29 protein-coding genes are annotated in these 24,730 nt (G+C 70.3%); 11 read left to right on the forward strand and 18 right to left on the reverse strand.

Going from position 1 to position 24,730, the window contains the following annotated elements; genetic code table 11:
• Positions 1 to 40 precede the first annotated feature (40 nt).
• On the forward strand, positions 41 to 694 hold the full coding sequence (elbB, locus tag KRX52_RS03275) for an isoprenoid biosynthesis glyoxalase ElbB (protein WP_217679730.1): 654 nt from the start codon (positions 41 to 43) through the stop codon (positions 692 to 694).
• Between the two features lie 28 nt (positions 695 to 722).
• Here elbB and KRX52_RS03280 read toward each other — a convergent pair whose 3' ends face one another.
• From KRX52_RS03280 to KRX52_RS03305, 6 genes are all read right to left on the reverse strand, one after another.
• Complete coding sequence (locus KRX52_RS03280) at positions 723 to 1,175, reverse strand: YaiI/YqxD family protein (protein ID WP_217679731.1); 453 nt, start codon at positions 1,173 to 1,175, stop codon at positions 723 to 725.
• A gap of 73 nt (positions 1,176 to 1,248) precedes the next feature.
• Positions 1,249 to 3,144: a cytochrome c/FTR1 family iron permease gene (locus KRX52_RS03285; protein WP_217679732.1), complete on the reverse strand. Its 1,896-nt coding sequence runs from the start codon at positions 3,142 to 3,144 to the stop codon at positions 1,249 to 1,251.
• Positions 3,145 to 3,250: 106 nt separating this feature from the next.
• Positions 3,251 to 3,883, reverse strand: coding sequence for a LysE family transporter (locus KRX52_RS03290; protein WP_217679733.1), 633 nt, complete (start codon positions 3,881 to 3,883; stop codon positions 3,251 to 3,253).
• 105 nt (positions 3,884 to 3,988) lie between these two features.
• Positions 3,989 to 4,747 carry a TerC family protein gene (locus KRX52_RS03295; protein ID WP_217679734.1) on the reverse strand — a complete coding sequence of 253 codons (759 nt, stop codon included), beginning with the start codon at positions 4,745 to 4,747 and terminating at the stop codon, positions 3,989 to 3,991.
• Positions 4,748 to 4,753: 6 nt separating this feature from the next.
• On the reverse strand, positions 4,754 to 5,335 hold the full coding sequence (locus KRX52_RS03300; RefSeq protein ID WP_217679735.1) for a mechanosensitive ion channel family protein: 582 nt from the start codon (positions 5,333 to 5,335) through the stop codon (positions 4,754 to 4,756).
• On the reverse strand, positions 5,332 to 7,242 hold the full coding sequence (locus KRX52_RS03305; RefSeq protein ID WP_217679736.1) for an ATP-binding cassette domain-containing protein: 1,911 nt from the start codon (positions 7,240 to 7,242) through the stop codon (positions 5,332 to 5,334). Before KRX52_RS03305 ends, KRX52_RS03300 begins: the two co-directional genes overlap by 4 nt.
• Before the next feature lie 66 nt (positions 7,243 to 7,308).
• On the opposite strand from KRX52_RS03305, the gene KRX52_RS03310 reads away from it, so the two are divergent.
• Positions 7,309 to 7,794, forward strand: a complete 486-nt coding sequence (locus KRX52_RS03310) for a TIGR02444 family protein (protein WP_217679737.1) — start codon at positions 7,309 to 7,311, stop codon at positions 7,792 to 7,794.
• On the opposite strand, the gene KRX52_RS03315 is transcribed toward KRX52_RS03310, so the two are convergent.
• The 9 genes from KRX52_RS03315 to KRX52_RS03355 all read right to left on the reverse strand — a co-directional run bounded on the left by KRX52_RS03315 (position 7,785) and on the right by KRX52_RS03355 (position 16,051).
• Positions 7,785 to 8,519: an AlgP family protein gene (locus KRX52_RS03315; protein ID WP_217679738.1), complete on the reverse strand. Its 735-nt coding sequence runs from the start codon at positions 8,517 to 8,519 to the stop codon at positions 7,785 to 7,787. The two genes, KRX52_RS03310 and KRX52_RS03315, sit on opposite strands and share 10 nt — an antisense overlap.
• Before the next feature lie 97 nt (positions 8,520 to 8,616).
• Entirely contained in the window at positions 8,617 to 9,075 is a 459-nt protein-coding gene (gene rsd / locus KRX52_RS03320; RefSeq protein WP_217679739.1) for a sigma D regulator, read from the reverse strand.
• Between the two features lie 231 nt (positions 9,076 to 9,306).
• Complete coding sequence (locus tag KRX52_RS03325) at positions 9,307 to 9,798, reverse strand: disulfide bond formation protein B (protein WP_217679740.1); 492 nt, start codon at positions 9,796 to 9,798, stop codon at positions 9,307 to 9,309.
• A 134-nt stretch (positions 9,799 to 9,932) separates the two neighbouring features.
• Positions 9,933 to 11,153, reverse strand: coding sequence for a heme biosynthesis HemY N-terminal domain-containing protein (locus tag KRX52_RS03330; RefSeq protein WP_217679741.1), 1,221 nt, complete (start codon positions 11,151 to 11,153; stop codon positions 9,933 to 9,935).
• Positions 11,150 to 12,349 (reverse strand): uroporphyrinogen-III C-methyltransferase, encoded by a 1,200-nt coding sequence (locus KRX52_RS03335; protein ID WP_217679742.1) that lies wholly within the window; start codon positions 12,347 to 12,349, stop codon positions 11,150 to 11,152. Before KRX52_RS03335 ends, KRX52_RS03330 begins: the two co-directional genes overlap by 4 nt.
• Positions 12,350 to 12,404: 55 nt before the next feature.
• Positions 12,405 to 13,178: a uroporphyrinogen-III synthase gene (locus KRX52_RS03340; RefSeq protein ID WP_217679743.1), complete on the reverse strand. Its 774-nt coding sequence runs from the start codon at positions 13,176 to 13,178 to the stop codon at positions 12,405 to 12,407.
• A complete protein-coding gene (hemC, locus tag KRX52_RS03345; RefSeq protein ID WP_217679744.1) occupies positions 13,175 to 14,113 on the reverse strand; it encodes a hydroxymethylbilane synthase in 939 nt (312 codons plus the stop codon). Before hemC ends, KRX52_RS03340 begins: the two co-directional genes overlap by 4 nt.
• A gap of 115 nt (positions 14,114 to 14,228) precedes the next feature.
• On the reverse strand, positions 14,229 to 14,975 hold the full coding sequence (locus KRX52_RS03350) for a LytR/AlgR family response regulator transcription factor (RefSeq protein ID WP_217679745.1): 747 nt from the start codon (positions 14,973 to 14,975) through the stop codon (positions 14,229 to 14,231).
• Entirely contained in the window at positions 14,972 to 16,051 is a 1,080-nt protein-coding gene (locus KRX52_RS03355) for a sensor histidine kinase (protein WP_217679746.1), read from the reverse strand. The genes KRX52_RS03350 and KRX52_RS03355 overlap by 4 nt, the downstream gene beginning before the upstream one ends.
• 156 nt (positions 16,052 to 16,207) lie before the next feature.
• On the opposite strand from KRX52_RS03355, the gene argH reads away from it, so the two are divergent.
• The 3 genes from argH to KRX52_RS03370 all read left to right on the forward strand — a co-directional run bounded on the left by argH (position 16,208) and on the right by KRX52_RS03370 (position 18,500).
• On the forward strand, positions 16,208 to 17,602 hold the full coding sequence (gene argH, locus KRX52_RS03360) for an argininosuccinate lyase (protein ID WP_217679747.1): 1,395 nt from the start codon (positions 16,208 to 16,210) through the stop codon (positions 17,600 to 17,602).
• A gap of 153 nt (positions 17,603 to 17,755) precedes the next feature.
• Complete coding sequence (locus tag KRX52_RS03365; protein WP_217679748.1) at positions 17,756 to 18,211, forward strand: hypothetical protein; 456 nt, start codon at positions 17,756 to 17,758, stop codon at positions 18,209 to 18,211.
• 52 nt (positions 18,212 to 18,263) lie between these two features.
• Positions 18,264 to 18,500 carry a TIGR02647 family protein gene (locus KRX52_RS03370; RefSeq protein ID WP_217679749.1) on the forward strand — a complete coding sequence of 79 codons (237 nt, stop codon included), beginning with the start codon at positions 18,264 to 18,266 and terminating at the stop codon, positions 18,498 to 18,500.
• A gap of 179 nt (positions 18,501 to 18,679) precedes the next feature.
• Here KRX52_RS03370 and rnk read toward each other — a convergent pair whose 3' ends face one another.
• The 3 genes from rnk to cyaY form a co-directional block, all read right to left on the reverse strand.
• A complete protein-coding gene (rnk, locus tag KRX52_RS03375) occupies positions 18,680 to 19,084 on the reverse strand; it encodes a nucleoside diphosphate kinase regulator (protein ID WP_217679750.1) in 405 nt (134 codons plus the stop codon).
• 221 nt (positions 19,085 to 19,305) lie between these two features.
• On the reverse strand, positions 19,306 to 19,500 hold the full coding sequence (locus KRX52_RS03380; protein ID WP_254797363.1) for a DUF1289 domain-containing protein: 195 nt from the start codon (positions 19,498 to 19,500) through the stop codon (positions 19,306 to 19,308).
• A complete protein-coding gene (gene cyaY, locus KRX52_RS03385; protein WP_217679751.1) occupies positions 19,487 to 19,819 on the reverse strand; it encodes an iron donor protein CyaY in 333 nt (110 codons plus the stop codon). Before cyaY ends, KRX52_RS03380 begins: the two co-directional genes overlap by 14 nt.
• Before the next feature lie 151 nt (positions 19,820 to 19,970).
• On the opposite strand from cyaY, the gene lptM reads away from it, so the two are divergent.
• The 6 genes from lptM to KRX52_RS03415 all read left to right on the forward strand — a co-directional run bounded on the left by lptM (position 19,971) and on the right by KRX52_RS03415 (position 24,724).
• Positions 19,971 to 20,105, forward strand: a complete 135-nt coding sequence (gene lptM, locus KRX52_RS03390; protein WP_217679752.1) for an LPS translocon maturation chaperone LptM — start codon at positions 19,971 to 19,973, stop codon at positions 20,103 to 20,105.
• Positions 20,106 to 20,159: 54 nt separating this feature from the next.
• The gene (gene lysA / locus KRX52_RS03395) at positions 20,160 to 21,407 is read left to right on the forward strand and encodes a diaminopimelate decarboxylase (RefSeq protein ID WP_217679753.1); all 1,248 of its coding nucleotides are present in this window, start codon (positions 20,160 to 20,162) and stop codon (positions 21,405 to 21,407) included.
• A 13-nt stretch (positions 21,408 to 21,420) separates the two neighbouring features.
• Positions 21,421 to 22,251: a diaminopimelate epimerase gene (dapF, locus tag KRX52_RS03400; RefSeq protein ID WP_217679754.1), complete on the forward strand. Its 831-nt coding sequence runs from the start codon at positions 21,421 to 21,423 to the stop codon at positions 22,249 to 22,251.
• Positions 22,248 to 22,943, forward strand: coding sequence for a DUF484 family protein (locus tag KRX52_RS03405; protein WP_217679755.1), 696 nt, complete (start codon positions 22,248 to 22,250; stop codon positions 22,941 to 22,943). The genes dapF and KRX52_RS03405 overlap by 4 nt, the downstream gene beginning before the upstream one ends.
• Positions 22,944 to 23,037: 94 nt before the next feature.
• Positions 23,038 to 23,970 carry a tyrosine recombinase XerC gene (gene xerC, locus KRX52_RS03410; protein WP_217679756.1) on the forward strand — a complete coding sequence of 311 codons (933 nt, stop codon included), beginning with the start codon at positions 23,038 to 23,040 and terminating at the stop codon, positions 23,968 to 23,970.
• Between the two features lie 49 nt (positions 23,971 to 24,019).
• Positions 24,020 to 24,724, forward strand: a complete 705-nt coding sequence (locus KRX52_RS03415) for an HAD family hydrolase (protein WP_217679757.1) — start codon at positions 24,020 to 24,022, stop codon at positions 24,722 to 24,724.
• Positions 24,725 to 24,730 lie beyond the last annotated feature (6 nt).

Raw genomic sequence — 24,730 nt, forward strand, 5'->3', positions numbered from 1 at the left:
GACCGCCCGCGCAGGCCCACCTGTCCGAGGAGTGCCCGAAATGAACAAGAAGGTTGCCGTGATCCTGTCCGGCTGCGGCGTCTACGATGGCGCCGAGATCCACGAAAGCGTGCTCGCCCTGCTGCGCCTGAGCCAGCGCGGCGCGCAGGTGCAGTGCTTCGCCCCGGACATCGCGCAGCACCACGTGATCAACCACCTGACCGGCGCGGAAAGCGCCGAGAGCCGCAACGTGCTGGTGGAGTCGGCGCGCATCGCCCGCGGCCAGGTCCGCGACGCGCGCGAACTGCACGCCGCCGACTTCGACGCGCTGATCGTGCCCGGCGGCTTCGGCGCGGCGAAAAACCTGTCCGACTTCGCCTTCCGCGGCGCCAGCTGCGCGGTGCAGCCGGACGTGCTGGTCGCCGCACGCGGCTTTGCCGCCGCGCACAAGCCGATCGGCCTGATCTGCATCGCCCCGGCGCTGGCCGCGCGCATCTACGGCGCCGGCGTGCAGTGCACTATCGGCCACGATCCGGAGACCGCGGCCAAGCTGGTCGACATGGGCGCCGAGCACATCGACTGCGCGGTGGATGACATCGTCGTGGATGCGCAGCGCAAGCTGGTCACCACCCCGGCCTACATGCTGGCCAAGACGCTGGCCGAAGCGGCCAGCGGCATCAACAAGCTGGTGGACCGGGTGCTCGAGCTGGCCTGATCACCGGCAGGGGCGAATTCATTCGCCCCTAAAGTCGCGCCAGAGCGCCGAGCAGACGGTCCAGGGCGTTGGCAAAGGCCTGGCGGTCCTTCTCCGCATAGGCCGCCTGGCCACCGCCGACCTGGCCCTGCTCGCGCAGGTCGGTGAACAGATTGCGCACCGCCAGGCGCTCGCCCATGTTGCGCTCGTCGAACTCGCGGCCGCGCGGATCCAGTGCGGCCACGCCCCGCTTCACCAGGCGGTCGGCCAGCGGCACGTCGCTGCAGATCACCAGCTCGCCGGGCACCGCGTGCTCGACCAGATAGTCGTCGGCGGCATCCGGCCCGCTCGGCACCACGATCAGCCGCACGCAGGCGAAGGCCGGCTTGACCTGGCTCTGCCCGGCCACCAGCACCACCTCGAACTTGCGTTTGAGAGCGAATTTCACCACCAGATCCCGCGCCGCCCGCGGGCAGGCGTCGGCATCGATCCATACGCGCATCGACGGTCTCTCTCCACAGTTTGGGCAAACCCGGCATGGTAGGGCATATGCCGGGTTTCGCCACGCCCCGCGACTACGCCGAGGCCGCCGGCCCGCGCCGGGCCGCCAGCCAGTTGCGCCCATAGAACACTGCGATGGCACCCAGCGCCAGCGCCTGCGCGCCGAGGCTGAGCGCGTCGGCATGGATGCCCAGCCAGTCGAACTCGAAGAATGCCACCGGATGCAGGCCGAGCACCCCGGCCTCCTGCAGCGCGGCGACGCCATGCCCGGCGAACACCACCGACAACGCGCACAGCAGCACCGCGTTGACCCCGAAGAAGGTGGCCAGCGGCAGCTTGCGCGAACCGCGCAGGATCACCCAGGCCAGGCCCAGCAGCAGCACCAGCGCGGCACCGGCGCCGGCCAGCACCATGCCGTGGCCGGCGGGTCCGGCCTGCAGCCAGAGGGTCTCGTAGAACAGGATGACCTCGAACAGCTCGCGATAGATCGAGACGAAGGCGAGCATGGCGAAGCCGAAACGGCCACCGCCGCCGACCAGACTGCTCTTGATGTGGCCCTGCCAGGCCGCCGCATGCCGGCGGTCGTGCATCCACACGCCCAGCCAGAGCACCATGACGCTGGCGAACAGCGCCGTGGAGCCTTCCAGCAGCTCGCGCTGGGCGCCGCTGACGTCGATCACATAGGCGGCCAGCGCCCAGGTCGCCGCTCCGGCGAGCAGCGCCAGGCCCCAGCCGGCATGCACGCTGCGCATGGCCCGCTGCTGGCCGGTGTTGCGCAGGTAAGCGAGGATCGCCGCCAGCACCAGGATCGCCTCCACGCCCTCGCGCAGCAGGATCAGCAGGCTGGAGAAGAAGCTCAGCGAGGCGGACAGGCCATCGCCGCCGAGCAGCCCGGCACAGCGCGCCAGCTCGGCCTTGGCCGCCTCCAGGCGCTGTGCGGCCTGGGCCAGCGGCAGGCCGTCCTGCAGACCCTGGCGGTAGGCCATCAGCACCCGCTCGGTGGCCTTGCGCTGCTCGGGGGCGACGTTGTTCAGCGCGCTCTCCACCAGCTCGAAGCCTTCCAGGTAGGCCGCCACCGACAGGTCGTAGGCCTCGTCGCGGCGCCCATCGCGGTAGGCCGCCAGGCTGCTGTCCAGGGTGTCGCGGGAGAAGGCGATCAGCTGCTGCGCATCGCGCTGCGGCTGCGGCGGGCGGGCGCGCTGGGCGCGGAAGGCGGCGGCCGCCTCGGCGCCCTGCTCGACCGCCACCTGCTGCGGGGTCTGCCCGGCCAGTTGCTGCAGGCTGAAGCGGGCACCTCGCGCCGCGCCCGGCGCAGCGCTGAAGCCGGCGACATGACTGGCCAGATCCCAGCGCTCGCGCTCGTCCAGCTGCGCGGCGAAAGCCGGCATGTCGGTACCCTCGACGCCCAGACCGATGCTGTTGTAGAGGTCGTACAGACTCAGCCGCGCCATGCGCCCTGCGTCCTGCATGTTGGCCGGCGGCGGCTCGAGCCCGATGCCCGCCGGGCCGTCGCCGATCCCCTGCTCGCCGTGACAGACGCTGCAATGCTGGGCGAACAGCGCCGCCCCGCGCGCCGGGTCCGGGGTGATCCGCGGCGTCAGGCTGATCTGGTACATCGCCACCAGATCGGCGGCCAGTTGGCGCGCCTGGCGGGCCACCTCCTCGCCATCGCGACGCTGGGCGATATGCTCGCCGAGACCGGCCACGCCCTGCTCCAGCGCGGCCTTGCCGGGGTTGGCCGGCAGCGCGGCGATCAGCCCGACCAGGACGCCGTGGAACTCCAGCTGCTCCTGATACTCACCGCTGTCGACGACCTGGCCACCGGCCACCGTGGCCGGATAGTCGGCACCGAGATAGCCCAGCAGGTGCAGGGCCTGCGCCGCACCCTCGGGCTCGGCCTGGGCGATCAGGCTGCACAGCACCAGCATGGGCAGCAGCAGCCAGCGCAGAAATCGTTTGGGGACAAGCATGAGTAGATCCCAAATGAGAATGAATGGCACTTATGGTGCACCTCCCCGGGAAATCACTCAAGCAGCACGCTGACGAATGTCTGCAACGCCTTGCCGCCACGCCCGCTCAAGCCGGCGCGCGACGGATCAGCGCCAGCAGCCCGGCGGCGGCAACGAACAGGCTGGCGAAGGTGCGGTTGAGCAGGCGCTGCTGCCGCGGCGTGCGCAGCAGACGCAGGACCCGCGCGGCCAGGCCGGTATAGCCGGCCATCACCACCAGGTCGACGCCGATCATGGTCGCCGCCATCAGCAGGTACTGCGCCAGCAGCGGCCGCGCCGGGTCGAGGAACTGCGGCAGCACGGCGAGGATGAACACGATCGCCTTGGGGTTGCTGGCGTTGACCACGAAGCCGCGCAGCACCAGGGTCAGCGGCCGCCCCAGCGGGCGCACCGCGCCGGCGTCGGCCAGCTCGCCGACCGGCGCGCGCCACTGCTTCCAGCCCAGGTACGCCAGGTAGGCGACGCCGAACCACTTGATCACGGCGAAGGCCAGTTCCGAGGTGGCGAGGATCGCGCCGACCCCGGCAGCGACGATGGCGATCTGCAGGGCCAACGCCAGCTGCAGGCCGACGGCATTCCAGTAGCCGCGGCGAAAGCCGTAGTTGAGACCGCTGGACATCGAGGCGATGGCGCCGGCCCCGGGCGACAGGCTGATCACCCAGCAGGCGGCGAAGTAGGCAAGCCAGGTTTGCAGGGCCATGGGACGACTCTCCGGCAGCAAAAGGCGGAAACGACGCCGGCCCATGACGGGCCGGCGCGGGTACAGCATGGCATACGGGTGGGCCGCAGCCCACCCCGGCACGACTCAGTCCGGCAGGTCCTTGTGCAGCTTGACCGGCTCGTTGAGCTTGCGCTTGAGCGCGGTACGCATGCGGATGTTGAGTGCCTCGACCGCCAGCGAGAAGGCCATGGCGAAGTAGACGTAGCCCTTGGGCACGTGCACGCCGAACGCCTCGGCCACCAGCAGGGTGCCGACCACGATGAGGAACGACAGCGCCAGAACCTTCAGCGACGGGTGCTTCTCGATGAAGTCGCTGATGGTCCCAGCGGCCATCATCATCACCAGCACGGCGATGATGATCGCGGCGACCATCACCGGCACGTTCGACACCAGGCCGACGGCGGTGATCACCGAGTCCAGCGAGAAGACGATGTCGATCACCGCGATCTGCAGGATCACGCCGATGAAGCCGGCCTTCTTCTTGCCGTCCGGCTGCGCCTCGTCCACCTCGCCCTCGAGGCTGTGCCAGATTTCCATGGTGCTCTTGAACAACAGGAACAGGCCGCCGAAGAACAGGATCAGGTCGCGTCCGGACACGCCGTGCTCGAGCACGGTGAACAGATCGCTGGTCAGGCGCATCACCCAGGCGATCGACAGCAGCAGCAGGATGCGCGTGCCCATCGCCAGCGCCAGGCCGAAGAAGCGCGCCTTGGGCTGCTGCTCCTTGGGCAGGCGGCTGACCAGGATCGAGATGAAGATGATGTTGTCGATGCCGAGGACGATCTCCAGGGCAGTCAGGGTGAGGAAAGCAACCCAGATTTCCGGGTTAGTCAGCCATTCCATGATGGTTCAAGTCTCGTTGTGGGAAGTGGATGGGAGTGGTTCGGTCCCGCGCCAGCGGCGCACGACCTTCTGGAAGAACAGGCTGTTGGGGATCTGCACCAGCGCACCGGTAGCGGCCTCCGCATCCTCCTCCAGCGTGGTGTACAGCAGGTTGATGGCGATCACCCGGCCCTTAGCGCCGGGCTTGTCGGCGGCCTCCAGCACCTCGACGCGGTCGCCCAAGCGAAACGGCGTGATGGTGAAGATCAACACCGCGCAGAACAGGTTGGACAGCACGCTCCACACGGCGAAGAAGGCCACCGCGGCCACCGCGACGAAGCCGGAGAGTGCAGCCCACAGCACCCCGGCGGACACGCCGAGATGCTCCAGGGCCAGCAGCAGCGCGCTGCCCATGATCAGCCAGCGCAGGGCGCCGCGCAGCGGCAGCAGCAGCTCGCCGGGCATGTGGTAGCGGGTGGCGACGCGGGTCAGGCCGCGCGCCACCAGGCGCTGCAACAGGAAGCCGGCGAGCAGGATCAGCAGCACCTGCACACCGAACAGCAGGGTCTCGCTCCACTCGCCCAGCCACTGCGCCAGCCAGGTCTTCATGCCGCGCCGCCCAGCTCGGTTTCCAGCGCCTCGAGCTGCTCCAGCGCCAGCAGCCAGGCCTCCTCCAGCTCGGCCTCGCGCTGCTTCAACGTAGTCTGCTCGGCCAGCAGGGCGCGCAGCTCGTCCTTGCGCGCCGCCTCGTACAGCGCGCCGTCGCCCAGGCGGGTTTCCAGCGCGGCGAGTTTCTCGTGCACGCCACCGAGGTCCTTCTCCAGCTTGTCGGCACTGCGCTTGAGCGGCGCCAGCTGCTGGCGCAGGGCGGCGGCAGCCTGGCGCTGGGCGCGTTTGTCGGTCTTGTCGGCGCTCGGCGTACTCTCGGCGACCGGTTGCTGGCGGGCGCGGTAGTCGACCAGCCAGCGGCTGTAGTCCTCGAGGTCGCCGTCGAAGGCCTGCACGCGGCCGTCGGCCACCAGCAGGAACTCGTCGGTGGTGCTCTTCAGCAGGTGGCGGTCGTGGGACACCACCAGCACCGCGCCCTCGAAGTCCTGCAGGGCCATGGTCAGCGCCAGACGCATTTCCAGATCGAGGTGGTTGGTCGGTTCGTCGAGCAGCAGCAGGTTGGGCTTCTGCCAGGCGATCAGCGCCAACGCCAGGCGCGCCTTCTCGCCGCCGGAGAAGTTCAGCACCGGCTCGTCGCAGCGCGGCCCGCGGAAGTCGAAGCCGCCGAGGAAATCGCGCAGGGTCTGCTCGCGCTCGCTCGGCGCGATGCGCTGCAGGTGCAACAGCGGACTGGCCTTGGGGTCCAGCGAGTCCAGCTGGTGCTGGGCGAAGTAGCCGACCGCGAGGTTCTCGCCGCGCACCAGGCGCCCGCCGAGCGGCTCGAGCTCGCCGGCGAGGGTCTTGATCAGGGTCGATTTGCCGGCGCCGTTGGGGCCGAGCAGGCCGATCCGCGCGCCGGGCACCAGCTGCAGCTTGACCTTGTCGAGCACCACCTTGTCACCGTAGCCGAGGCGGCCTTCGGCCAGATCGAGCAGCGGGCTGGAAACCTTGTCGGCCTCGCGGAACACGAAGTCGAACGGCGAGTCGATGTGCGCCGGCGCCAGCTCCTCGAGACGCTCCAGCGCCTTGATGCGGCTCTGCGCCTGGCGCGCCTTGCTGGCCTTGGCCTTGAAGCGGCGGATGAAGTCTTCCATGTGCGCACGCTGTGCCTGCTGCTTCTCGTAGGCCTGCTGCTGCTGGGCCAGACGCTCGACGCGGGTGCGCTCGAAGGCCGAGTAGCCGCCGCGGTACAGGTTGAGCTTCTGCTGCTCGAGGTGCACCACGTGGTCGACCACCGCATCGAGGAAGTCGCGGTCGTGGGAGATCAGCAACAGGGTGCCGGGATAGCTCTTCAGCCACTCTTCGAGCCAGAGGATGGCGTCGAGGTCGAGGTGGTTGGTCGGCTCGTCGAGCAGCAGCAGATCGGACGGGCACATCAGCGCCTGCGCCAGGTTCAGGCGCATGCGCCAGCCGCCAGAGAAGTCGCCGACCGCCTGCTCCATCTGCGCCGGCAGGAAGCCGAGGCCGGCCAGCAGCTTGCGCGCGCGGGCGTCGGCGCTGTAGCCGTCGGCCGAGTCCAGCTCGGCGTGCAGACGGCCGAGGGCGGTGCCGTCGTGGCTCTCCTCGGCGGCGGCCAGCTCGCGCTGGATGCGCCGCAGGTGCTGGTCGCCGTCGAGCACGTAGTCCACCGCGCGGCGCTCGAGGGTGTCGATCTCCTGGCGCATGTGCGCCACGCGCCAGTCCGGCGGCAGCTGGCAATCGCCACCGTCGGCGTGCAACTCGCCGCGCAGCAGGGCGAACAGGCTGGATTTGCCGGCGCCGTTGGCACCGACGAGACCGACCTTCTGGCCGGGGTGCAGGGTCAGCTCGGCGCCGTCAAGCAGGCGCTGCGGGCCACGCTGCAGGGTAAGATTCTGGAGTCGGATCATGATCAGGGGACTGGTTCGATAGCCGCGAAGTTTATCAGCATGCGGCTCACTCGTCCGGGGAGCGCTATGAGCAAATCGTTATGGGATTTTTCCGTCGACCTGTACGCCTGCCCCGGCGTGGCCGATGACTGCCTGCAATTGCAGGACGACTGCGGTGCGGAGGTCTGCCTGCTGCTCGCCGCACTGTGGCTGGAGCGGCGCGGCGTGGCCGCCACGCTCGAGCGGGTCGCCCAGCTCGAACGCCTGGCGTCACCCTGGCAGGCCGCGGTCAGCACCCCGCTGCGCCAGCTGCGCCGGGCGTGGAAGGCCGCCGCGGCCGCCGACGCCGAGCTGGCCGAACTGCGCCGGCAACTGGCGAGCCTGGAACTGCAGGCCGAACGCATCCTGCTGCAGCGCCTGGAGGCGCAGGCCAAGGCCTGGCCGGCCGACGCAGAAGACAACAGTGACTGGCTGCAGCCGCTGACCCGGCACGCGAGCATGGCGCCGGACGAAAAAGGCCGCACCGCGCTGCAAAGGCTGCGCGATGCGGCCGGCGGACCGAATCAGTCCTGAGCGGGCTTGTCCGCGGCGAGCGCCGCAGCGGCAACCGGCTTGGCCGCCGCCGGCTTGCGCGGCGCGCGCGGGGTTGTCGGCTTGCTGGCCGGCTTGGCCGCCGCAGGGCTGCTGGCAGCGGCACGCTTGCGCGCCGGTTTGGCCGCTGCAGGAGCCGGGGCGGCCGCGGCCGGGCTGGCAGTCGACGCGGCAGCCGCTTGCGCGGGCGACGGGCGACGGCTGCGCGTCGGCTTGACCGGCGGCGTGGTGGCTGCGGCAGTCGGGGCGGCGGGACGACGCGGCGCGCGCGGCTTGGCGGCAGCTGGCGGGTTGGCCGCAGCGGCCTCGCGACGGCTCAGCAACTGGCCGACCGCCTCCCGGACCTTGCCGACCCCTTGGGCCAGATGCAGGCTTTGCTCGGCATCCGTCTTCAGCTGCAGGATGTAGTCACGGGTTTCGGCCTGGCGCTGCTTGAGGGTATCGAGCAGCTCCTCGAGCTCGGCGATGCTGGCGCGTGCCTTGGCCTGGGCCTTGGCCTTGCCTGCCGCGGCAGCCTCCTCGAGGCGGGCACTGGTCTTGTGCAGCTTGTCCTGCGCCTTGCCGCGCTGTTTCTCCAGCTTGGCCAACAACTTTTCGGCATCCACCAAGGCCTGGCTACAGGCCTGCTCCAGATGTTCGAGCAGGCTGTGGGACAGTTGCTGCAGCAGATGCAGCGGGGTGATGACGGGCTTTTTCCTGATCGCCATGCAAGAGCCTCCAGCTAGGGTTGTAGCCCCATACTAGACCTACTGCGGCAGGGCTTCCAGCCAGGAACGCCGGCCGTGGCGCTATATCTCGCAGCACTCAGCCTGGTGCGCTCTGGCTGTGGGCGTTGTGCAGCACCTCGATCAGGCAATCCTCGAGTTCGAAGCGCTCGTGCAGCAAGCTCCCCAGGCGTTGCAGCTCACGGGCCAGACCGACGCTGTCGCGGCAATCGCCGTTGTCGCAACGGTCGTTGAAGTCCAGGGCAGCCTGGGTGTTCTCCTCGATCTGCGGCCAGACCTGGCGAGCCAGCGCCAGCGCCTGCTCGTCGCCGAACTCGCGCGCCTCGCCGAGCAGCTGCTCGTAGATCTCGAAGTGGCCGGCCGAAACGTAGTCGACCAGAGTGGCACAGAAGTTCTCGAGGGGGGTGCCGCTGGCCTTTGGCTGGGCATGCAGGGCCTGGTAGAGGCTGACGACCTGGTGGCGCTGCTGAATCCAGCGATCCAGCAGCAGATGCACACCGCCCCAGCGCTCCTGGGCATTCCGGCAATTCTCAAGCATGGTGTTCCTCGCTTCCAGCGTTGGTGGTCTTGTTATCGCCAGGGAAGAGAAACCGGGTGCGGATGGAACACGGACAGGCTTGTCGCCCGTCCGGCCCTGGCGTGACCGGTAAACCAGACTATGCCGGCCGGATGTCACCAGCAAGCCACCGCGGTGAAAATTTGCCGGGACCACGCCCAGCGGCACGGCGCGCCCGCCCACGACCGGGCAGGCCAGTGCCAGGCCCGGCGCTCAGTCGCGGCGCAGCAGCTGCAGCAGGCCCAGCAGGGCCATGGCGGCGAAGGCCAGCAGGCTCCACTCGGGGATGCTCAGGCCGAGCAGGGTCCAGGTCACCTCGGCGCAGTCGGCGGTACCGTGCAGCACCATGCGGATGATGTCCTGGAACGGCAGCGCCTCCAGCATGTAGTCGAGGCTCGGCAGACAGGTGGGCAGCTGGTCCGCCGGCAGGCCCTGCAGCCAGATCTGCCGGCCGGCCGAGGCGATGCCGGCGGCGGCGAACAGCAGGGTCACCCCGGCGTAGATGCGCCGGCCGAGGCGGTGCGGGCCATGCAGGGCGGCGATCAGGCAGGTCAGGCCGACGCCGATGAACTCGATGCGCTGGACTACGCACAGCGGGCAGGGCTTGAGCCCCTCGGCATGCTCCAGATACAGGCCGAAGGCCAACAGGCTGGCGCAGACCAGAAAGACGAGGAAATTCAGCAGGCGGGGGTTGGCCAGCGGCATGGCGGCTCCGGAGGGGCGGGACAGGTAGGCCGCTACGGTAGAGGAAAGCCCGCTGCGCTTTCAAGGCCGCCCGGCCGGCGCCGGGCAACGCTCGTCACTGCGGATGCGACGAGCGTTGCCCGTGGGCCGCTGCGCTAGCGGCCCGGCTGCGGCAGCGCCGGCAGCTCCTGACCGGTCAGGCCGAGGCCTTCCTGCAGCAGTTGATTGCTGCGTTCCACCTCGCCGAGACGGGCCAGCAGGCGGGCCAATTCGGCGCAGGTCTCGGCGCTGCGCTCGCGCTGCAGGCTGCGCTCGAAGTAGTCGCGGGCCTTGCCCCACAGCTGGTTGCGCAGGGCCAGGCGGCCCAGGCTGAGCAGCAGGCCGGCATGCTCCGGCTGTTCCTTCAGCCAGGCCTCGGCGCCGGCCAACTGGCGCGCCGGCTCGTGCCCCTGCACCAGACCGTAGAGATGGATCAGGCGCGCGTCGAACTGCCGCTGCAGGGCACCGCGCAGCACCTTCTCGGCCACCACCTCGGCGCCGAGGCGGCGCAACTGCCCGGCATAGCTGGCAACCAGCGCCGGGGCCTGGCGCTGCGCCTGCGGCAGCTGCTGCCAGGCCTGCTGCAGCGCCTCCAGCGGGGCCTCGCCGCGCTGCGCCGCCTGCTCCAGCACTGCGGCGCGGGCGCGCTGCTCCAGGGCATCCAGCTCGGAGCTCTTGAGCAGGCGCTGGCGCGCCAGGTCGGGCAGCAGCTGGCACAGGGCCGTCCACTCGCCCAGCTGCACGTAGAGTTGCTGCAGCAGCTTGAGGGCATAAGGGTGGCGCGGGTGGCGCTCGCGGATGCCGCGCAGGGTGACCAGCGCCGCCTGCTGCTCGCCGCGCTCCAGCTGCAGGCGAGCCTGGGCCAGGTCGACCGCCAGCGCCGCCTTAGGCTCGCGCTGGCGCGCCTGCTCGAGCAGACCGTCGGCGGTGGCATGCTCGCCCAGCTCGGTCGCTGCGCGGGCCGCCGCCAGATAGTTCACCAGCGGCTGCTGGCCCTGCTCGGCGGCACGCCGCAGCAGGCGCAGGGCATGCGGCCAGCGCCCGGCGGCCAGTTCGAGCAGACCACGCTGCGCCGCCTGCTGGCCGCGCCGCGAGCGGTTGCGCCGCGACCAGGGGTTGACCAGCCGCCCCGAGGCGCCCATCAGACCAAGCAGCAGGCGCACCCCGAACAGCAGCGCCCACACCCCGAGGCCCAGGGCCAGGAACACCCACAGGGTCGACTCGTAGCGAAAGCCCCGGTAGGCGATCAGCACGTAGCCGGCCTGATCGGCGATCGCCAGGCCGAGCAGCGCGGCGACGAGGATGACCAGCAGGAACAGCAGGAAGGTGCGGTTCATGGCCGCGCCTCCGCCGGCGCCTCGGGCGCCACCGCGGGTGCGACGGCCTCTGCAGGCTCCGCCGCCGGCGCGGTTTCCGCCTGACGAGCGCCGGCCGCTTCCAGTTCGGCGCGCTCGCGCTGCGCCAGGTAGGCCTGCAGGGCATTCAGCGCCGGGGTGAGATCGGGTAGCTCCTGGGCTACCGGCTGGCCGGCCAGCTCGGCGAGACGACCGTGCAGCGCCTGGGTCTGCGGGCTGTCGAGGCCGAAGTAGCGCTCCACCAGCGCCCTCGCCTGATCCAGCGCGGTGCGGTAGACCTCTGGCTGGGCGTTGAGCACGGCCCACTGCGCCTGCTCGACGGCCAGGCGCAGCGCCAGGCGCAGCTGTTCGAGGGTCTGCCCGGCGAGCAGCGGCTTGACCTCGTCGCTGGCGGTGAATTCGAGGCGCACGAAGCCGCTCAGGCGCTGCCACCATTCGGCCCAGCGGCTGGAGCCGTCGCCTTCGGCCACCTGAGCCACCTGCGGCACACCGGCGCCCTGCACCGCCTTGAACTCCGGCTGGCGGGTATTCAACTGGGCCGCCTGCGCGCCAAGCGCCGCCAGCTGCAGGTACAGCCCGGTACGGTCGATGACCGGCAGGCTACGCAGGGCTTCCAGGCCACGCGCCAGCTGCGCGCGGGCAGCGAAGGCGGCGGGATCGTCGTGATCGCGCAGGATCTGGTCGGCGGTGCTGACCAGGAAACGTGCACTGTTGACGTCCTGCAGCGCCGACAGCCGCAGACTGGCCAGGCGCAGCAGATGCTCGGCCTCGGCCAGACGCCACTCCTGGCGGCTGGCGCCGAGCACGCTGTCGACGCGCTGGCTCAAGCGCTGCTGCTCGGCCTGCAGGTCGGCCAGCAGGCGGCGGCGCTCCTCCAGCTCGGCCGGGGAAGGCAGCTGCGCCAGCTGGCGGTTCATCACCAGATCGCGCTCGGCCAGGCCGAGGGTCTGGCTGCGCGCCTCCTCGAGACGACTCTGCTGCTGTTCGGTCGCGCTCTGCAGGCTGCGCACCTGCCACAGACTCCAGCCCGCCAGCAGCAGGCCGCCGGCCCCCAGCAGCAGGGCCAGCGCGGGCAGCGCCCGGCCATTGCCGGCCGGTTGCCGCGGCGCCGGCCTGGGCGTGGCGTCCGCCGCGGCGGCAGTGGCGGCTTGTTCGGTGTGCGGGGCTGGGTCGGTCACGTCGGCATCCTTTGGTCTGTTCACACGCCCGGCCGCGTAACGCGGCCAGCCGTCATCAGTGCGTTACGGCGCCAGGTTCGGCCGCCAGGCGCTCCAGCAGGGCCGCGGCACTGGCGCCGCGGCAGTCACGTACATCCTCGGCACCGGCCTCGCGCGCCAGCGCCGCCACCCGCGGGCTGGGCACGAACAGCGGCAGCCGCGCCAGGGCCGGCCAGTCGGCGGCGGCCAGCTGGCGCAGATGGGCAAGGCCCTCGCCGCTGCTGACCACCAGGCCGTTGAGGGCCTGGTCGCGCACCGCCGCCGCCAGCGCGCCGGGCGGATACGCCGGCAGGCGGCGGCGGTACAGGGAAAGATAGTCCACGGCAACGCCCTGCTCGCGCAAGCGCTCGCCGAGCCAGTCGCGCCCGCCCTCGCCGCGCAGGATCAGCACCCGCGGGTTGGGCTGGTCGATGGCCTGCTGCAACGCGGGCAGCGCCAGCAGCGCCTCGCTGTCGTCGCCGGCGCTTGGCCAGCCGGCATCCAGGCCATAGTCAGCCAGCAGCGCGCCCGTGGCGGCGCCGACGGCAAACCACTGCTGGCGCGCCGGCGGCAACGGCCAGTAGCGATCGAGCAGTTCGAGACCCAGGCGCGCCGCCGGCTTGCTCACCACCACCACCGTGCTGTAGCGGTCGAGATCGAGGAACAGCGTGCGCTGCTCCGGGGTTTCCGTCAGCGCCTCGATCTCCAGCAGCGGCAGGCAGTGGCCGAAGATGCCCCGCTCCGCCAGGGTCTGCGCCAGCGTGGCGCAGTCCTCGGCCGGACGGGTCAGCAGCAGGCGCCAGGGGCTCACGGCTGCTCGGCCTCGCCGTAGACCGCGGCGAGGATGCGGTCGGCGCCCTGGGCCAGCAGCGCTTCGGCCACCTGCACACCGAGGGCCTCAGCCGCGGCGCGCGGCGCGCGGGCCTCGGCGCGCAGCAGCAGGCCGCCGTCCGGCTGGCCGACCAGGCCGCGCAGCCACAGCTGGTCGCCCTCGAGCAGCGCGTAGCAGGCGATCGGCACCTGGCAGCCGCCGTTGAGGTGCTTGTTCAGCGCGCGCTCGGCGTTGACCCGGTCGGCGGTATCGAGATGGTGCAGCGGCGCCAGCAGGGCCTGCACCTCGACGTCGGCGCTGCGGCATTCGATGCCCACCGCACCCTGGCCGCCGGCCGGCAGGCTGTCCTCGGCGCTGATCGAGGAGCGGATGCGCGCCTCGAAGCCGAGGCGGATCAGCCCGGCGGCGGCAAGGATGATGGCGTCGTACTCGCCGGCATCCAGCTTGGCCAGGCGGGTGTTGACGTTGCCGCGCAGGAACTGGATCTTCAGGTCGGGCCGGCGCGCCAGCAGCTGGGCCTGGCGGCGCAGGCTGGAGGTGCCGACCACGCTGCCGGCCGGCAGCGCGTCGAGGCTGGCGAAGGTGTTGGAAACGAAGGCGTCGCGCGGGTCTTCGCGCTCGCAGATGCAGTACAGGCCGAGCCCTGCCGGGAAGTCCATCGGCACGTCCTTCATCGAGTGCACGGCGATGTCCGCCTCGTTCTCCAGCAGGGCGGTCTCCAGCTCCTTGACGAACAGGCCCTTGCCGCCGATCTTCGCCAGCGGCGCGTCGAGCAGCTTGTCGCCGCGACTGACCATCGGCACCAGACTGACTTTCAGCCCCGGATGGGCCTGTTCCAGACGGGCCTTGACGTGTTCGGCCTGCCACAGGGCGAGGGCACTCTTGCGGGTGGCGATGCGGATTTCGCGGGACATGGGCAATTCCAGAAACAGAATGGATTGCCCTGATGATAACAGGCTCGCGGCACCGGCTGGATTGGCCGGGAGCAAGGAAAGACTACGCTGGGCGCGCCGGCACGGCTGCCCGCGCTCAGAGCTCGTTCATCAGCTTGCGCACGCCGGCCACATGACGGCGACTGACGATCAGCGCCTCGTCACCGAGACCGCGCAGGTACAGCTGAAAATGGCCGAGACCGGTGCGCTGCAGACGCTCGATGCGTTCGCGGGCCACCAGCGCGTTGCGATGGATACGCACGAAGCGCTCGCCGAACTCGTCTTCCAGCGCCTTCAGCGGCTCGTCCAGCAGCACCTCGCCGTGCTCGTGGCGCAGGGTCACGTACTTGTGGTCGGCGATGAAGTAGATCACCTGCTCCAGCGGGATCAGCTCGATGCCCTTGCGGGTGCGCGCGCTGATGTGGCTGCGCGGCGCGCCGTGACCCTCCGCGGCCGGCCGGGTCAGTGCCGCCAGCTGCATGCGGTTGGGCCGCTCGGCCTTCTTCAGCGCCTCCTCCAGGGCCTCGGGGCGCACCGGCTTGACCAGGTAGCCGACCGCGCTGACCTGGAACGCCTCGAGGGCGAATTCGTCGTGGGCGGTGCAGAAGATCACCGCCGGCGGCGCCTCGCGCTCGCACAGCCGCGCCGCCACCTGCAGCCCGTCGAGACCGGGCATGCGGATGTCGAGCAGGACGATGTCCGGCTTCAGACTGTCGATCAGGGTCAGTGCCTCTTCGCCATTGCTGGCGGAAGGCTCGAGAACACGGTAGCCGTCCAGCTGCCCGAGCAGTCGGGCCAGGCGCTCGCGCGCCAGGGGTTCGTCGTCGACGATCAGGACATTCATGATGTTCTGGCTTCCTGCATGGGTCTCGCACAAGGATAGCGTAGACAGGTGAAGTGCCGTCCGTCACGGCGTTCACTGCTAAGAGTGGCCTGCGGCCCGAAAAGTGCCACAAGACGGGCGTCGATATTGCCCAGCGCCTGCCGCGTGCCACGCGAAACCGCCGCCGGCTCGCTGTCGTAGGGATTGCTGACGCACAGCTGGAACAGGCCATCGTGGAAGCTGGCCTGCACCTCGATGCGGCCGCCGTCGATGCGCGGCTGGATGCCGTGAATGATGGCGTTCTCCAGCAGCGGCTGCAGGGTCAGCTGGGGGATCGGCAGGTCGTCCGGCACTCCGGCGACCTGCCAGTCCAGCTGCAGGCGCGCCCCCAGGCGGTACTGCTCGATCGACAGGTAGCGCCGTCCCAGCGCCAGCTCGTCGCGCCAGGCCACCAGGCTGCCGGGCTTGGCCAGGCTGGCGCGGAACAGATCGGAGAGATCGAGCACCGCCAGCTCCGCCTTGTCCGCATCGCTGGCGATCAGGCTGGCGATGCTGTTCAGGCTGTTGAACAGGAAATGCGGGCGGATGCGCGCCTGCAGCGCCTCCAGCCGCGCGCGCAGCTCGGCCTGCTGCTGGCGCCGCCACTGGCTCTGCAGGTAGAAGTAGCGCAGCACCAGGCCGGACATGATCAGCGCGATCAGCCCATGGCGCAGGTACAGGTTGAGCAGGCCCTCCTGCGGCCGCGGCGCGGCCAGGCCGAAATAGCCCGCTGCCCAGGTACAGGCCAGGGTCAGTGCCACCACCAGTGCGCCGCACAGCACGCCGGCCAGCGCCTGCGGCAGGCGCATCAGCCAGGGCCGCAGCCGGCATAGCGCCGCCGCCGAGAGCAGCACCAGCCACTGCACGAACAGCGAGGTCAGCGCCAGGCGCACCCAGTCGAACGACGGCTGCAGCGGCTCGGCCAGCACCAGCACCAGCACCAGCAGCTCGGCCAGCAACACCAGGCTGAGCAGCGCCTCCGGCGCACACAGCTCGGGCAGGAAGAAATCGTCGGATGATGCCGGCGGGCGGGTGCCGGCGAACCAGGGTCTGGACATTCGTGCAGTGTCGACCCCTACCGTTCGTCCGGCAAGCCTGCAGCGGTGCGGGGCTTGACCTGCGTCACCGAAATGCCGCTACCGGGTTTTTCCGGGCGAACTGGTATCATGCCGGCCAGCATTCCGTATTCCGCACGCACAGCACACGAGACACCGATGAGCAGCGAAAAAACCAACCAGTCCTGGGGCGGCCGCTTCAGCGAACCGGTCGACGCCTTCGTCGCCCGCTTCACCGCCTCCGTCGACTTCGACAAGCGCCTGTACCGCCACGACATCATGGGCTCCATCGCCCACGCCACCATGCTGGAGCAGGCCGGCGTGCTGACTCGCGCCGAGCGCGATGCGATCATCGCCGGCCTGCAGCAGATCCAGGCCGAGATCGAGGCCGGCCAGTTCGACTGGCGCGTCGATCTGGAAGACGTGCACATGAACATTGAGGCGCGCCTGACCGACCGCATCGGCATCACCGGCAAGAAGCTGCACACCGGGCGTAGCCGCAACGACCAGGTGGCCACCGATATTCGCCTGTGGCTGCGCGACGAGATCGACGTGATCCTCGCCGAGATCACCCGCCTGCAGCAGGGCCTGCTGGCTCAGGCCGCGCAGCACGCCGACGTGATCATGCCCGGCTTCACCCACCTGCAGACCGCCCAGCCGGTGAGCTTCGGCCACCACCTGCTGGCCTGGTTCGAGATGCTGTCGCGCGACTACGAGCGCCTGGTCGACTGCCGCAAGCGGGTCAACCGCATGCCGCTCGGCTCGGCGGCGCTGGCCGGCACCACCTACCCGATCCAGCGCGAGATCACCTGCCAGCTGCTCGGCTTCGAGGCCATCGGCGGCAACTCGCTGGACGGCGTGTCGGATCGCGACTTCGCCATCGAATTCTGCGCCGCCGCCTCGCTGGCGATGATGCACCTGTCGCGCTTCTCCGAAGAGCTGGTGCTGTGGACTTCCGCGCAGTTCAACTTCATCGAGCTGCCCGACCGCTTCTGCACCGGCTCGTCGATCATGCCGCAGAAGAAGAACCCCGACGTGCCGGAGCTGGTGCGCGGCAAGAGCGGCCGGGTGTTCGGCGCGCTGATGGGCCTGCTGACCCTGATGAAGGGCCAGCCGCTGGCCTACAACAAGGACAACCAGGAGGACAAGGAGCCGCTGTTCGACGCCGCCGACACCCTGCGCGACAGCCTGCGTGCCTTCGCCGACATGATCCCGGCGATCAAGCCGCGCGTCGAGGTGATGCGCGAGGCGGCCCGTCGCGGCTTCTCCACCGCCACCGACCTGGCCGACTACCTGGTGCGCAAGGGCCTGCCGTTCCGCGACTGCCACGAGATCGTCGGCCACGCGGTGAAGTACGGCGTCGCCAGCGGCAAGGATCTCGCCGAGATGAGCCTCGACGAGCTGCGCCAGTTCAGCGACCAGATCACCGACGACGTGTTCGCCGTGCTGACCCTGGAAGGCTCGGTCAACGCCCGCGACCACATCGGTGGCACCGCGCCGAACCAGGTACGCGCCGCCGTCGCCCGCGGCCAGGCCCTGCTGGCGGCGCGCTGACCCTCGCAGGGTGCGCCATGCGCCCCACGCCGTGCCGACGCTGCGCACGGCGCACCCTGCGCGACCGGGACGGCCGCCCGCGACCAACGAGCGCTTGCCGCGCCCACCGCTGGCAGGGTATGAAGTAGCCATCGGCTGCCCGGAACACCCGCCATGCCCACTTCAGACCGCCCACGCTTTCGCGTCAGCGCCGACCGCCAGTCGGCCAGCCGGCGCCTGCGCTACGTGGAAACCAGCCGCCCGGATGACGGCAGCTGCACCCTCTGCCAGCTGGACGAAGAAAATCTTCCGGCGCCTGACGAGACCCCAGTCATGAGTCACAACTCCGCCGAAGACGATGCGGTCTTCGCCGAAACCAAGCTGATCGAAGCCATCGAGAACCAGATCGCCGCCGGCGAGCCGGCCGCGGCGCAGGCTACCCTCAACAAGCTGACCCTGGTCGGCTATGAACGCGCCGACGCCGTGCGCCTGATGGCGCTGATCCTAGCCCACGAGATCGAAGGCATGTTGGCCGAAAACCGGCCGTTCGACGGCGCCGGCTACGAGCAGATGCTGCGCGCCCTGCCGGAGCTGCCGGAAGCCGTGGGCGACAGCGAAGAAGACGAATAACAATTTCCTGCGGGTGCCACCGGCCCCCGCCCTGTCCTGCACTGGAGGCACCATGAACCTGACCCCCGAGCTGATCGCCGAACTGGAACTGCTCACCCTGTTCAACCCGGACACCACCCTGGAAGGCCTCAAGATCCATCACGACGCTGCGCCGCAGAAGATCGCCGCCGGCCAGCGCCTGCACGCCAAGGGCCTGATCAGCGAAGCCGACGGCGGCTACCTGACCAGCCTCGGCCTGGATGCGACCGAGCAGCTGCGTACCGTGCTGACCATCCTGCAGCCGGCCTGATCGCCTCTGCCGTAGGGCGGAAAACGACCGCAGGTCTTTTCCACCCGCCAGCGGCACGCAGACAGGGTGGAAAACCGCTACGCGGGTTTTCCACCCTACGCATCGCGTAGCCCAGAAAGCCAACAGCCCGCGACCGGTGACCCGGCGCGGGCTGTTGGCTTTCGGCGGACGACCGCCGCTCAGCGCACCTCGCCGGCTGCCTCCGGCTGATAGTCGACGCCGAGCAGGGTCAGCTGCAGGCTCTTGCCGCCCGGCACCGCCCAGTCGATGGTCTGCCCGGCCGACAGGCCGAGCAGCGCGCAGCCCACCGGCGCCAGCACCGACACGGTGCCCTCGCCCCCCGCCTCGTGCGGGTAGACCAGGGTCAGGCGGTACTCCTTGCCGCTGGCTTCCTCGCGGCAGCGGGCGGTAGAGTTCATGGTCACCACGCCCGGCGGCACCGCGTCGAGACCGACCACGTCGGCACGGCCCAGCTCGCGCTCCAGCGCCTCGGCGGTGGGGCCGTAGTCCTCCAGGCTGTCCAGCAGCTTCTCCAGACGCTGCAGGTCGAGACGGGTGATGGTGATCGGTGGCGACAGACTCATATGTCGACAGGGCTCCTTGGTGTGGTTCACGAAAAAGGAAAACCCCACCGGAACAGGCTGTGTGAAAACGTCGCGAACGTCGGCGAAGCAAAGCCGAAAGGGCGATCCACAGGGGACCGGCCGCTTTCAACGGCGCATCGCCCGACGCGGTGTCTTGACACAACCGGCGCAGGCGGGGTTTGTGGCGACCATACCACAGCAAGGCTAATAGGCAAGCGCCCTCAGACGGCGGCCTGTCGCGCCCCGGCCCGGGCGCGGATGCGCAGACGCAAGGCGTCATCGGCACCGCGCCACTGGCGGATCTCTTCGCGCAGGCGGCCGCAGCCACGAAAGATGTCGCGCCCGTCGAGGCTGCATTCGCGCACGCAGGGCGAGGCGATACGGTCGTCGGCGTCGCGCGGCTCAGAGCGCCGCAAAGTCGACCTCGCCACCGCCCTGCTCGCGGGTCAGGCGGGTCAGCATCGCCGGCAGGGCCTCGCCGCTGCCGTCAGCGACCCAGACGCCGGCCGCCTCGTCGTAGTCGAAATGGAAGCCGCCGGAGCGCGCCGCCAGCCACAACTGGCGCAGCGGTTCCTGGCGGCTGAAGATCAGCTGGCTGCCGTTGTCGAAGCGCACGGTCAACACGCCGCCGCTGTTCTCCAGATCGACATCCAGCCCGCTGGCATCGAAGGCATCCTCGACCGCCAGTTGCAGGGCATCCACCAGGCTGTGGAAACGGGCTTCACCAAGACTCATGGAGTGTTCTCCGCTCGAAGGGGGACGGGCTTGCCGGCGCTGACCAGGGCACGCGCGCAGGCCGCGCCCGCCGTGCGTCCTGGCGCATAGGCAAGCCCTCGGGGGGTCGGTATACTCCGGCGCAATCGATGCTTTTACAAGGATTTCCACCATGAAGCGCCTGTTGCTTCCCCTCCTTGCGCTGATCGTGCTCAGCGCCGGCCTCACCGGCTGCGGCCAGAAAGGTCCGCTGTATCTTCCGGGCGACGAAAAAGCCGGCAGCAGCAAAGACCGTTTCGAACTCTAAGATTCCGCCGCGTCCGCCTGCGGGCGGGCGCCCCGGCTCCCCCAGGAGGCCTGCATGCACCCCTTCAACTACCGCGACGGCCAGCTGTTCGCGGAAGGCGCGGCGTTGTCCGCGATCGCCGAGCGCTTCGGCACCCCCACCTACGTCTATTCGCGCGCCCACATCGAGGCGCAGTTCCGCGCCTACGCCGACGCGCTGGCCGGCATGCCGCACCTGGTGTGCTTCGCGGTCAAGGCCAACTCCAACCTCGGCGTGCTCAACGTCCTCGCCCGCCTCGGCGCCGGCTTCGACATCGTCTCGCTTGGCGAGCTGGAGCGCGTGCTGGCCGCTGGCGGCGAGCCGGGCAAGATCGTCTTCTCCGGCGTCGGCAAGAGCCGCGACGACATGCGCCGCGCCCTCGAGGTCGGCGTGCACTGCTTCAACGTCGAGTCCGACGTCGAACTGGAGCGCCTGCAGGCCGTGGCCGCCGAGCTGGGCGTCAAGGCGCCGGTGTCGCTGCGGGTCAATCCCGACGTCGACGCGCAGACCCACCCGTACATCTCCACCGGCCTCAAGGAGAACAAGTTCGGCGTCAGCATCGACGTCGCCGAACGGGTCTACGCCCGCGCGGCCGAACTGCCGAACCTGGACGTGATCGGCGTCGACTGCCACATCGGCTCGCAGCTGACCCAGCTCGAGCCGTTCCTCGACGCCCTCGAGCGCCTGCTGGCGCTGGTCGACCGCCTGGCCGCGCGCGGCATCCACATCAAGCACCTCGACCTCGGTGGCGGCCTCGGCGTGCGCTACCGCGACGAGGAGCCGCCGCTGGCCGGCGACTACATCCAGGCAGTACGCGCGCGCCTGGCCGGCCGCGCGCTGGCCCTGGTGTTCGAGCCGGGCCGCTCGATCGTCGCCAACGCCGGCGTGCTGCTGACCCGCGTCGAGTACCTCAAGCACACCGAGCACAAGGACTTCGCGGTGATCGACGCGGCGATGAACGACCTGATCCGCCCGGCGCTGTACCAGGCCTGGATGGACATCGTGCCGGTGCAGCCGCGTCAGGGCGAAGCCCGCCGCTACGACCTGGTCGGGCCGATCTGCGAGACCGGCGACTTCCTAGGCAAGGACCGCGAGCTGGTGCTGGCCGAAGGCGACCTGCTGGCCGTGCGCTCGGCCGGCGCCTACGGTTTCGTGATGAGCTCCAACTACAACACCCGCGGCCGCGCCGCCGAGGTGCTGGTGGATGGCGAGCAGGTGCACCTGGTGCGCCGTCGCGAGAGCATCGAAGAGCTGTACGCCGGCGAAAGCCTGCTGCCCAACTGATCCGGAGGCAGGCATGTTGCTGCGTTTCACCAAGATGCACGGGCTGGGCAATGACTTCATGGTCCTCGACCTGGTCAGCCAGCACGCCCACATCCAGCCCAAGCACGCCCGCCAGTGGGGCGACCGCCACACCGGCGTCGGCTTCGACCAGTTGCTGATCGTCGAGCCGCCGAGCCGCCCGGATGTGGACTTCCGCTACCGCATCTTCAATGCCGACGGCTCCGAGGTGGAGCAGTGCGGCAACGGCGCGCGCTGCTTCGCCCGCTTCGTCATCGACAAGCGCCTGACCGCGAAGAAATCCATCCGCGTCGAGACCAAGAGCGGCGTGATCGAACTGAACCTGCGCAGCGACGGACAGATCACCGTGGACATGGGCGCGCCGCGCCTGGAGCCTGCGGAGATTCCCTTCGTCGCCCCGGAAGCCGCCGTCAGCTACGCGGTCGAGGTCGGCGGGCACACCGTCGAGCTGGCCGCGGTGTCGATGGGCAACCCGCACGGCGTGCTGCGCGTCGACGACGTCGACCGCGCGCCGGTGCACGAACTGGGGGCGCAGCTGGAAATCCATCCGCGCTTCCCGCAGAAGGCCAACATCGGCTTCCTGCAGGTGGTCGACGCCCACCATGCGCGCCTGCGCGTGTGGGAACGCGGCTGCGGCGAGACCCAGGCCTGCGGCACCGGCGCCTGCGCCGCCGCGGTGGCCGGCATCCGGCAGGGCTGGCTGCAGACGCCGGTGCAGATCGAGCTGCCCGGCGGCAAGCTGTCCATCGAGTGGGCCGGCCCCGGCCAGCCGGTACTGATGACCGGCCCGGCGGTGCGCGTGTTCGAAGGCCAGGTGCGCCTGTGAGCGGGCCGGCGGACGTGCCGGAGCTAGACGCCGAACAGGTCGCCGCCTGGCTGGCGGCGCACCCGCAGTTCTTCGCCGGCCGCGACGAGCTGCTCGCCGAACTGTTCGTCCCGCACGAGGCCGGTCACGCGGTGTCGCTGGTGGCGCGCCAGCTGTGCCTGCTGCGCGAGCGCAACCACGAGCTGCGTCTGCGCCTGACCCAGCTGATGGACATCGCCCGCGACAACGACCGCCTGTTCGAGCGCACCCGCCGGCTGATCATCCAGCTGCTCGACGCCGACAGCCTCGAGGAGCTGGTGGCCGCAGTGGAGGACAGCCTGCGCCACGACTTCCAGGTGCCCTTCGTCAGCCTGCTGCTGTTCAGTGACAACCCGCCGAACGTCGGCCGCTGGGTCAGCCCGCAGCAGGCGCAGCAGGCGGTCGGCGCCCTGCTCGCCGGCAACAAGACCGTCTGCGGCGTGCTGCGCGCCGAGGAGCTGGCCTTCCTGTTCCCTGCCGAGGCCGGCAGCCAGATCGGCTCGGCCGCGGTGGCCGTGCTCGACCATCAGGGCCTGCACGGCGTGCTGGCCCTCGGCAGCCCCGATCCACAGCACTACAAGAGTTCGCTGGGCACGGTGTTCCTCGGCCACGTCGCGGAAATCATCGCCCGCGTGCTGCCGCGCCTGGTGCCGACCCTGCGCCCGGTGCGCTGAACACGCCACCGAGCGTTCCCACGCGCCTGCGTGGGAGCGCCGCCCGGGACGCACCGCGCCCCTGCCAGAATCACGCGCGCCACGGGAGTCTCCCATGCAAAGCGAACTGGACGCCTACCTCGAACATCTGCGCAGCGAGCGCCAGCTGTCGGCGCACAGCCTCGCCGGCTACCGCCGCGACCTCGACAAGCTGCTCGCCCTGTTGCACGAGGCCGGCCTGCAGCGCTGGGCACAGCTGGACGGCCGCCAGCTGCGCCGCCTGCTCGCCAGCCTGCACCGCCAGGGCCTGGCGCCGTCCAGCCTGGCGCGCTTCCTCTCCGCGGTGCGCGGGCTGTACCGCTACCTGATCCGCGAAGGTCATTGCCAGCACGATCCCAGCGCCGGCCTGCGTCCGCCCAAGGGCGAGCAGCGCCTGCCGAAGCTGCTCGACACCGACCGCGCCCAGCAGCTGCTGGAGGGCGCGACGACGGGCGACTTCCTCGCCTGCCGCGACCAGGCCATGCTCGAACTGTTCTATTCCTCCGGCCTGCGCCTGTCCGAGCTGACCGGACTGGACCTGCCGCAGCTGGATCTCGCCGCCGGCCTGGTGCGGGTGCTCGGCAAGGGCAGCAAGGTGCGCGAGCTGCCGGTCGGCCGCAAGGCGCGCGCGGCGCTGCAGGCCTGGCTGGTGCTGCGCCAGGGCGTGGCCGTCGACCAGGCGCTGTTCATCGGCCAGCGCGGCCAGCGCCTGAGCCCGCGGGCGATCCAGCTGCGCGTGCGCCAGGCCGGCGTGCGCGAGCTGGGCCAGCACCTGCACCCGCACATGCTGCGCCACAGCTTCGCCAGCCATCTGCTCGAATCGTCCCAGGACCTGCGAGCGGTGCAGGAGCTGCTCGGCCATGCCGACATCGGCACCACGCAGATCTACACCCACCTGGACTTCCAGCACCTGGCCAAGGTCTACGACCAGGCCCACCCGCGCGCGCACCGGCGTCCTGCCGCCGCACCCGCTGCCAACGCCGCGGACGACGATCCGACGGTAGAATGACCCCGTTGACCGGACCACTCGGTCAAGCCCATCCCAGCGGAGACGCCCCGTGACCCTGCGCCTGATCACCTTCGACCTCGACGACACCCTGTGGGATGCCCCGCCGGTGCTGCAGGCGGCCGAAGCCGCGCTGCAACGCTGGCTGGCGGAGTACGCGCCGCGCCTGGACGACCAGGCGGGCAGCCGATACCGCAGCAATCGCCAGTGGCTGCTGGAGCAGGAGCCGGCGCTCAAGGGACGCATCAGCGAACTGCGCCAGCGGGCGCTGCAGCGCAGCTTGCAGCAGGCCGGCTATGCCGATGCGCAGGCCGCGCAGCTGGCCGCGGCGGCCTTCGCGCACTTCCTCGCCGCGCGCCAGCAGGTGGCCCTGTTTCCCGAGGTGCGCCCGACCCTGGAGCGCCTGGCCGGGCAGTTCAGCCTGGGCGTACTGACCAATGGCAACGCCGACGTGCAGCGCATCGGCATCGCCGGCTACTTCCGCTTTGCCTTCACGGCCGAGCAGCTCGGCGTGAGCAAGCCCGACCCGCGCGCCTTCCAGGCCGTGCTCGCCCACGCTGGCGTCGAGGCGGCACAGGCCGTGCACATCGGCGACCATCCGGATGACGACATCCACGGCGCCCAGGCCGCCGGCATACGCGCCGTGTGGGTCAATCCGCAGGGCAAGCCGTGGAGCGGCGCCCGGGCGCCGGACGCGCAGGTCGCCAACCTGGCCGAGCTGCCGGCCCTGCTGGCGCGCTGGCAGCGCGGCCACTGACCGCGG

It is taken from the genome of Geopseudomonas aromaticivorans (assembly GCF_019097855.1).
In the GTDB taxonomy this organism is placed as follows: Bacteria; Pseudomonadota; Gammaproteobacteria; order Pseudomonadales; family Pseudomonadaceae; genus Geopseudomonas; species Geopseudomonas aromaticivorans.

Coding starts and splice junctions, on each gene's coding strand:
- KRX52_RS03285 (WP_217679732.1), bottom strand. CDS start 3,144: ATGCTTGTCCCCAAACGATTTCTGCGCTGGCTGCTGCTGCCCATGCTG.
- KRX52_RS03325 (WP_217679740.1), bottom strand. CDS start 9,798: ATGCCGCTGGCCAACCCCCGCCTGCTGAATTTCCTCGTCTTTCTGGTC.
- KRX52_RS03305 (WP_217679736.1), bottom strand. CDS start 7,242: ATGATCCGACTCCAGAATCTTACCCTGCAGCGTGGCCCGCAGCGCCTG.
- cyaY (WP_217679751.1), bottom strand. CDS start 19,819: ATGAGTCTTGGTGAAGCCCGTTTCCACAGCCTGGTGGATGCCCTGCAA.
- KRX52_RS03290 (WP_217679733.1), bottom strand. CDS start 3,883: ATGGCCCTGCAAACCTGGCTTGCCTACTTCGCCGCCTGCTGGGTGATC.
- KRX52_RS03355 (WP_217679746.1), bottom strand. CDS start 16,051: ATGTCCAGACCCTGGTTCGCCGGCACCCGCCCGCCGGCATCATCCGAC.
- dapF (WP_217679754.1), top strand. CDS start 21,421: ATGTTGCTGCGTTTCACCAAGATGCACGGGCTGGGCAATGACTTCATG.
- KRX52_RS03365 (WP_217679748.1), top strand. CDS start 17,756: ATGCCCACTTCAGACCGCCCACGCTTTCGCGTCAGCGCCGACCGCCAG.
- KRX52_RS03280 (WP_217679731.1), bottom strand. CDS start 1,175: ATGCGCGTATGGATCGATGCCGACGCCTGCCCGCGGGCGGCGCGGGAT.
- elbB (WP_217679730.1), top strand. CDS start 41: ATGAACAAGAAGGTTGCCGTGATCCTGTCCGGCTGCGGCGTCTACGAT.
- xerC (WP_217679756.1), top strand. CDS start 23,038: ATGCAAAGCGAACTGGACGCCTACCTCGAACATCTGCGCAGCGAGCGC.
- KRX52_RS03310 (WP_217679737.1), top strand. CDS start 7,309: ATGAGCAAATCGTTATGGGATTTTTCCGTCGACCTGTACGCCTGCCCC.
- KRX52_RS03295 (WP_217679734.1), bottom strand. CDS start 4,747: ATGGAATGGCTGACTAACCCGGAAATCTGGGTTGCTTTCCTCACCCTG.
- rsd (WP_217679739.1), bottom strand. CDS start 9,075: ATGCTTGAGAATTGCCGGAATGCCCAGGAGCGCTGGGGCGGTGTGCAT.
- hemC (WP_217679744.1), bottom strand. CDS start 14,113: ATGTCCCGCGAAATCCGCATCGCCACCCGCAAGAGTGCCCTCGCCCTG.
- KRX52_RS03315 (WP_217679738.1), bottom strand. CDS start 8,519: ATGGCGATCAGGAAAAAGCCCGTCATCACCCCGCTGCATCTGCTGCAG.
- lptM (WP_217679752.1), top strand. CDS start 19,971: ATGAAGCGCCTGTTGCTTCCCCTCCTTGCGCTGATCGTGCTCAGCGCC.
- rnk (WP_217679750.1), bottom strand. CDS start 19,084: ATGAGTCTGTCGCCACCGATCACCATCACCCGTCTCGACCTGCAGCGT.
- KRX52_RS03370 (WP_217679749.1), top strand. CDS start 18,264: ATGAACCTGACCCCCGAGCTGATCGCCGAACTGGAACTGCTCACCCTG.
- argH (WP_217679747.1), top strand. CDS start 16,208: ATGAGCAGCGAAAAAACCAACCAGTCCTGGGGCGGCCGCTTCAGCGAA.
- KRX52_RS03300 (WP_217679735.1), bottom strand. CDS start 5,335: ATGAAGACCTGGCTGGCGCAGTGGCTGGGCGAGTGGAGCGAGACCCTG.
- KRX52_RS03330 (WP_217679741.1), bottom strand. CDS start 11,153: ATGAACCGCACCTTCCTGCTGTTCCTGCTGGTCATCCTCGTCGCCGCG.
- KRX52_RS03350 (WP_217679745.1), bottom strand. CDS start 14,975: ATGAATGTCCTGATCGTCGACGACGAACCCCTGGCGCGCGAGCGCCTG.
- lysA (WP_217679753.1), top strand. CDS start 20,160: ATGCACCCCTTCAACTACCGCGACGGCCAGCTGTTCGCGGAAGGCGCG.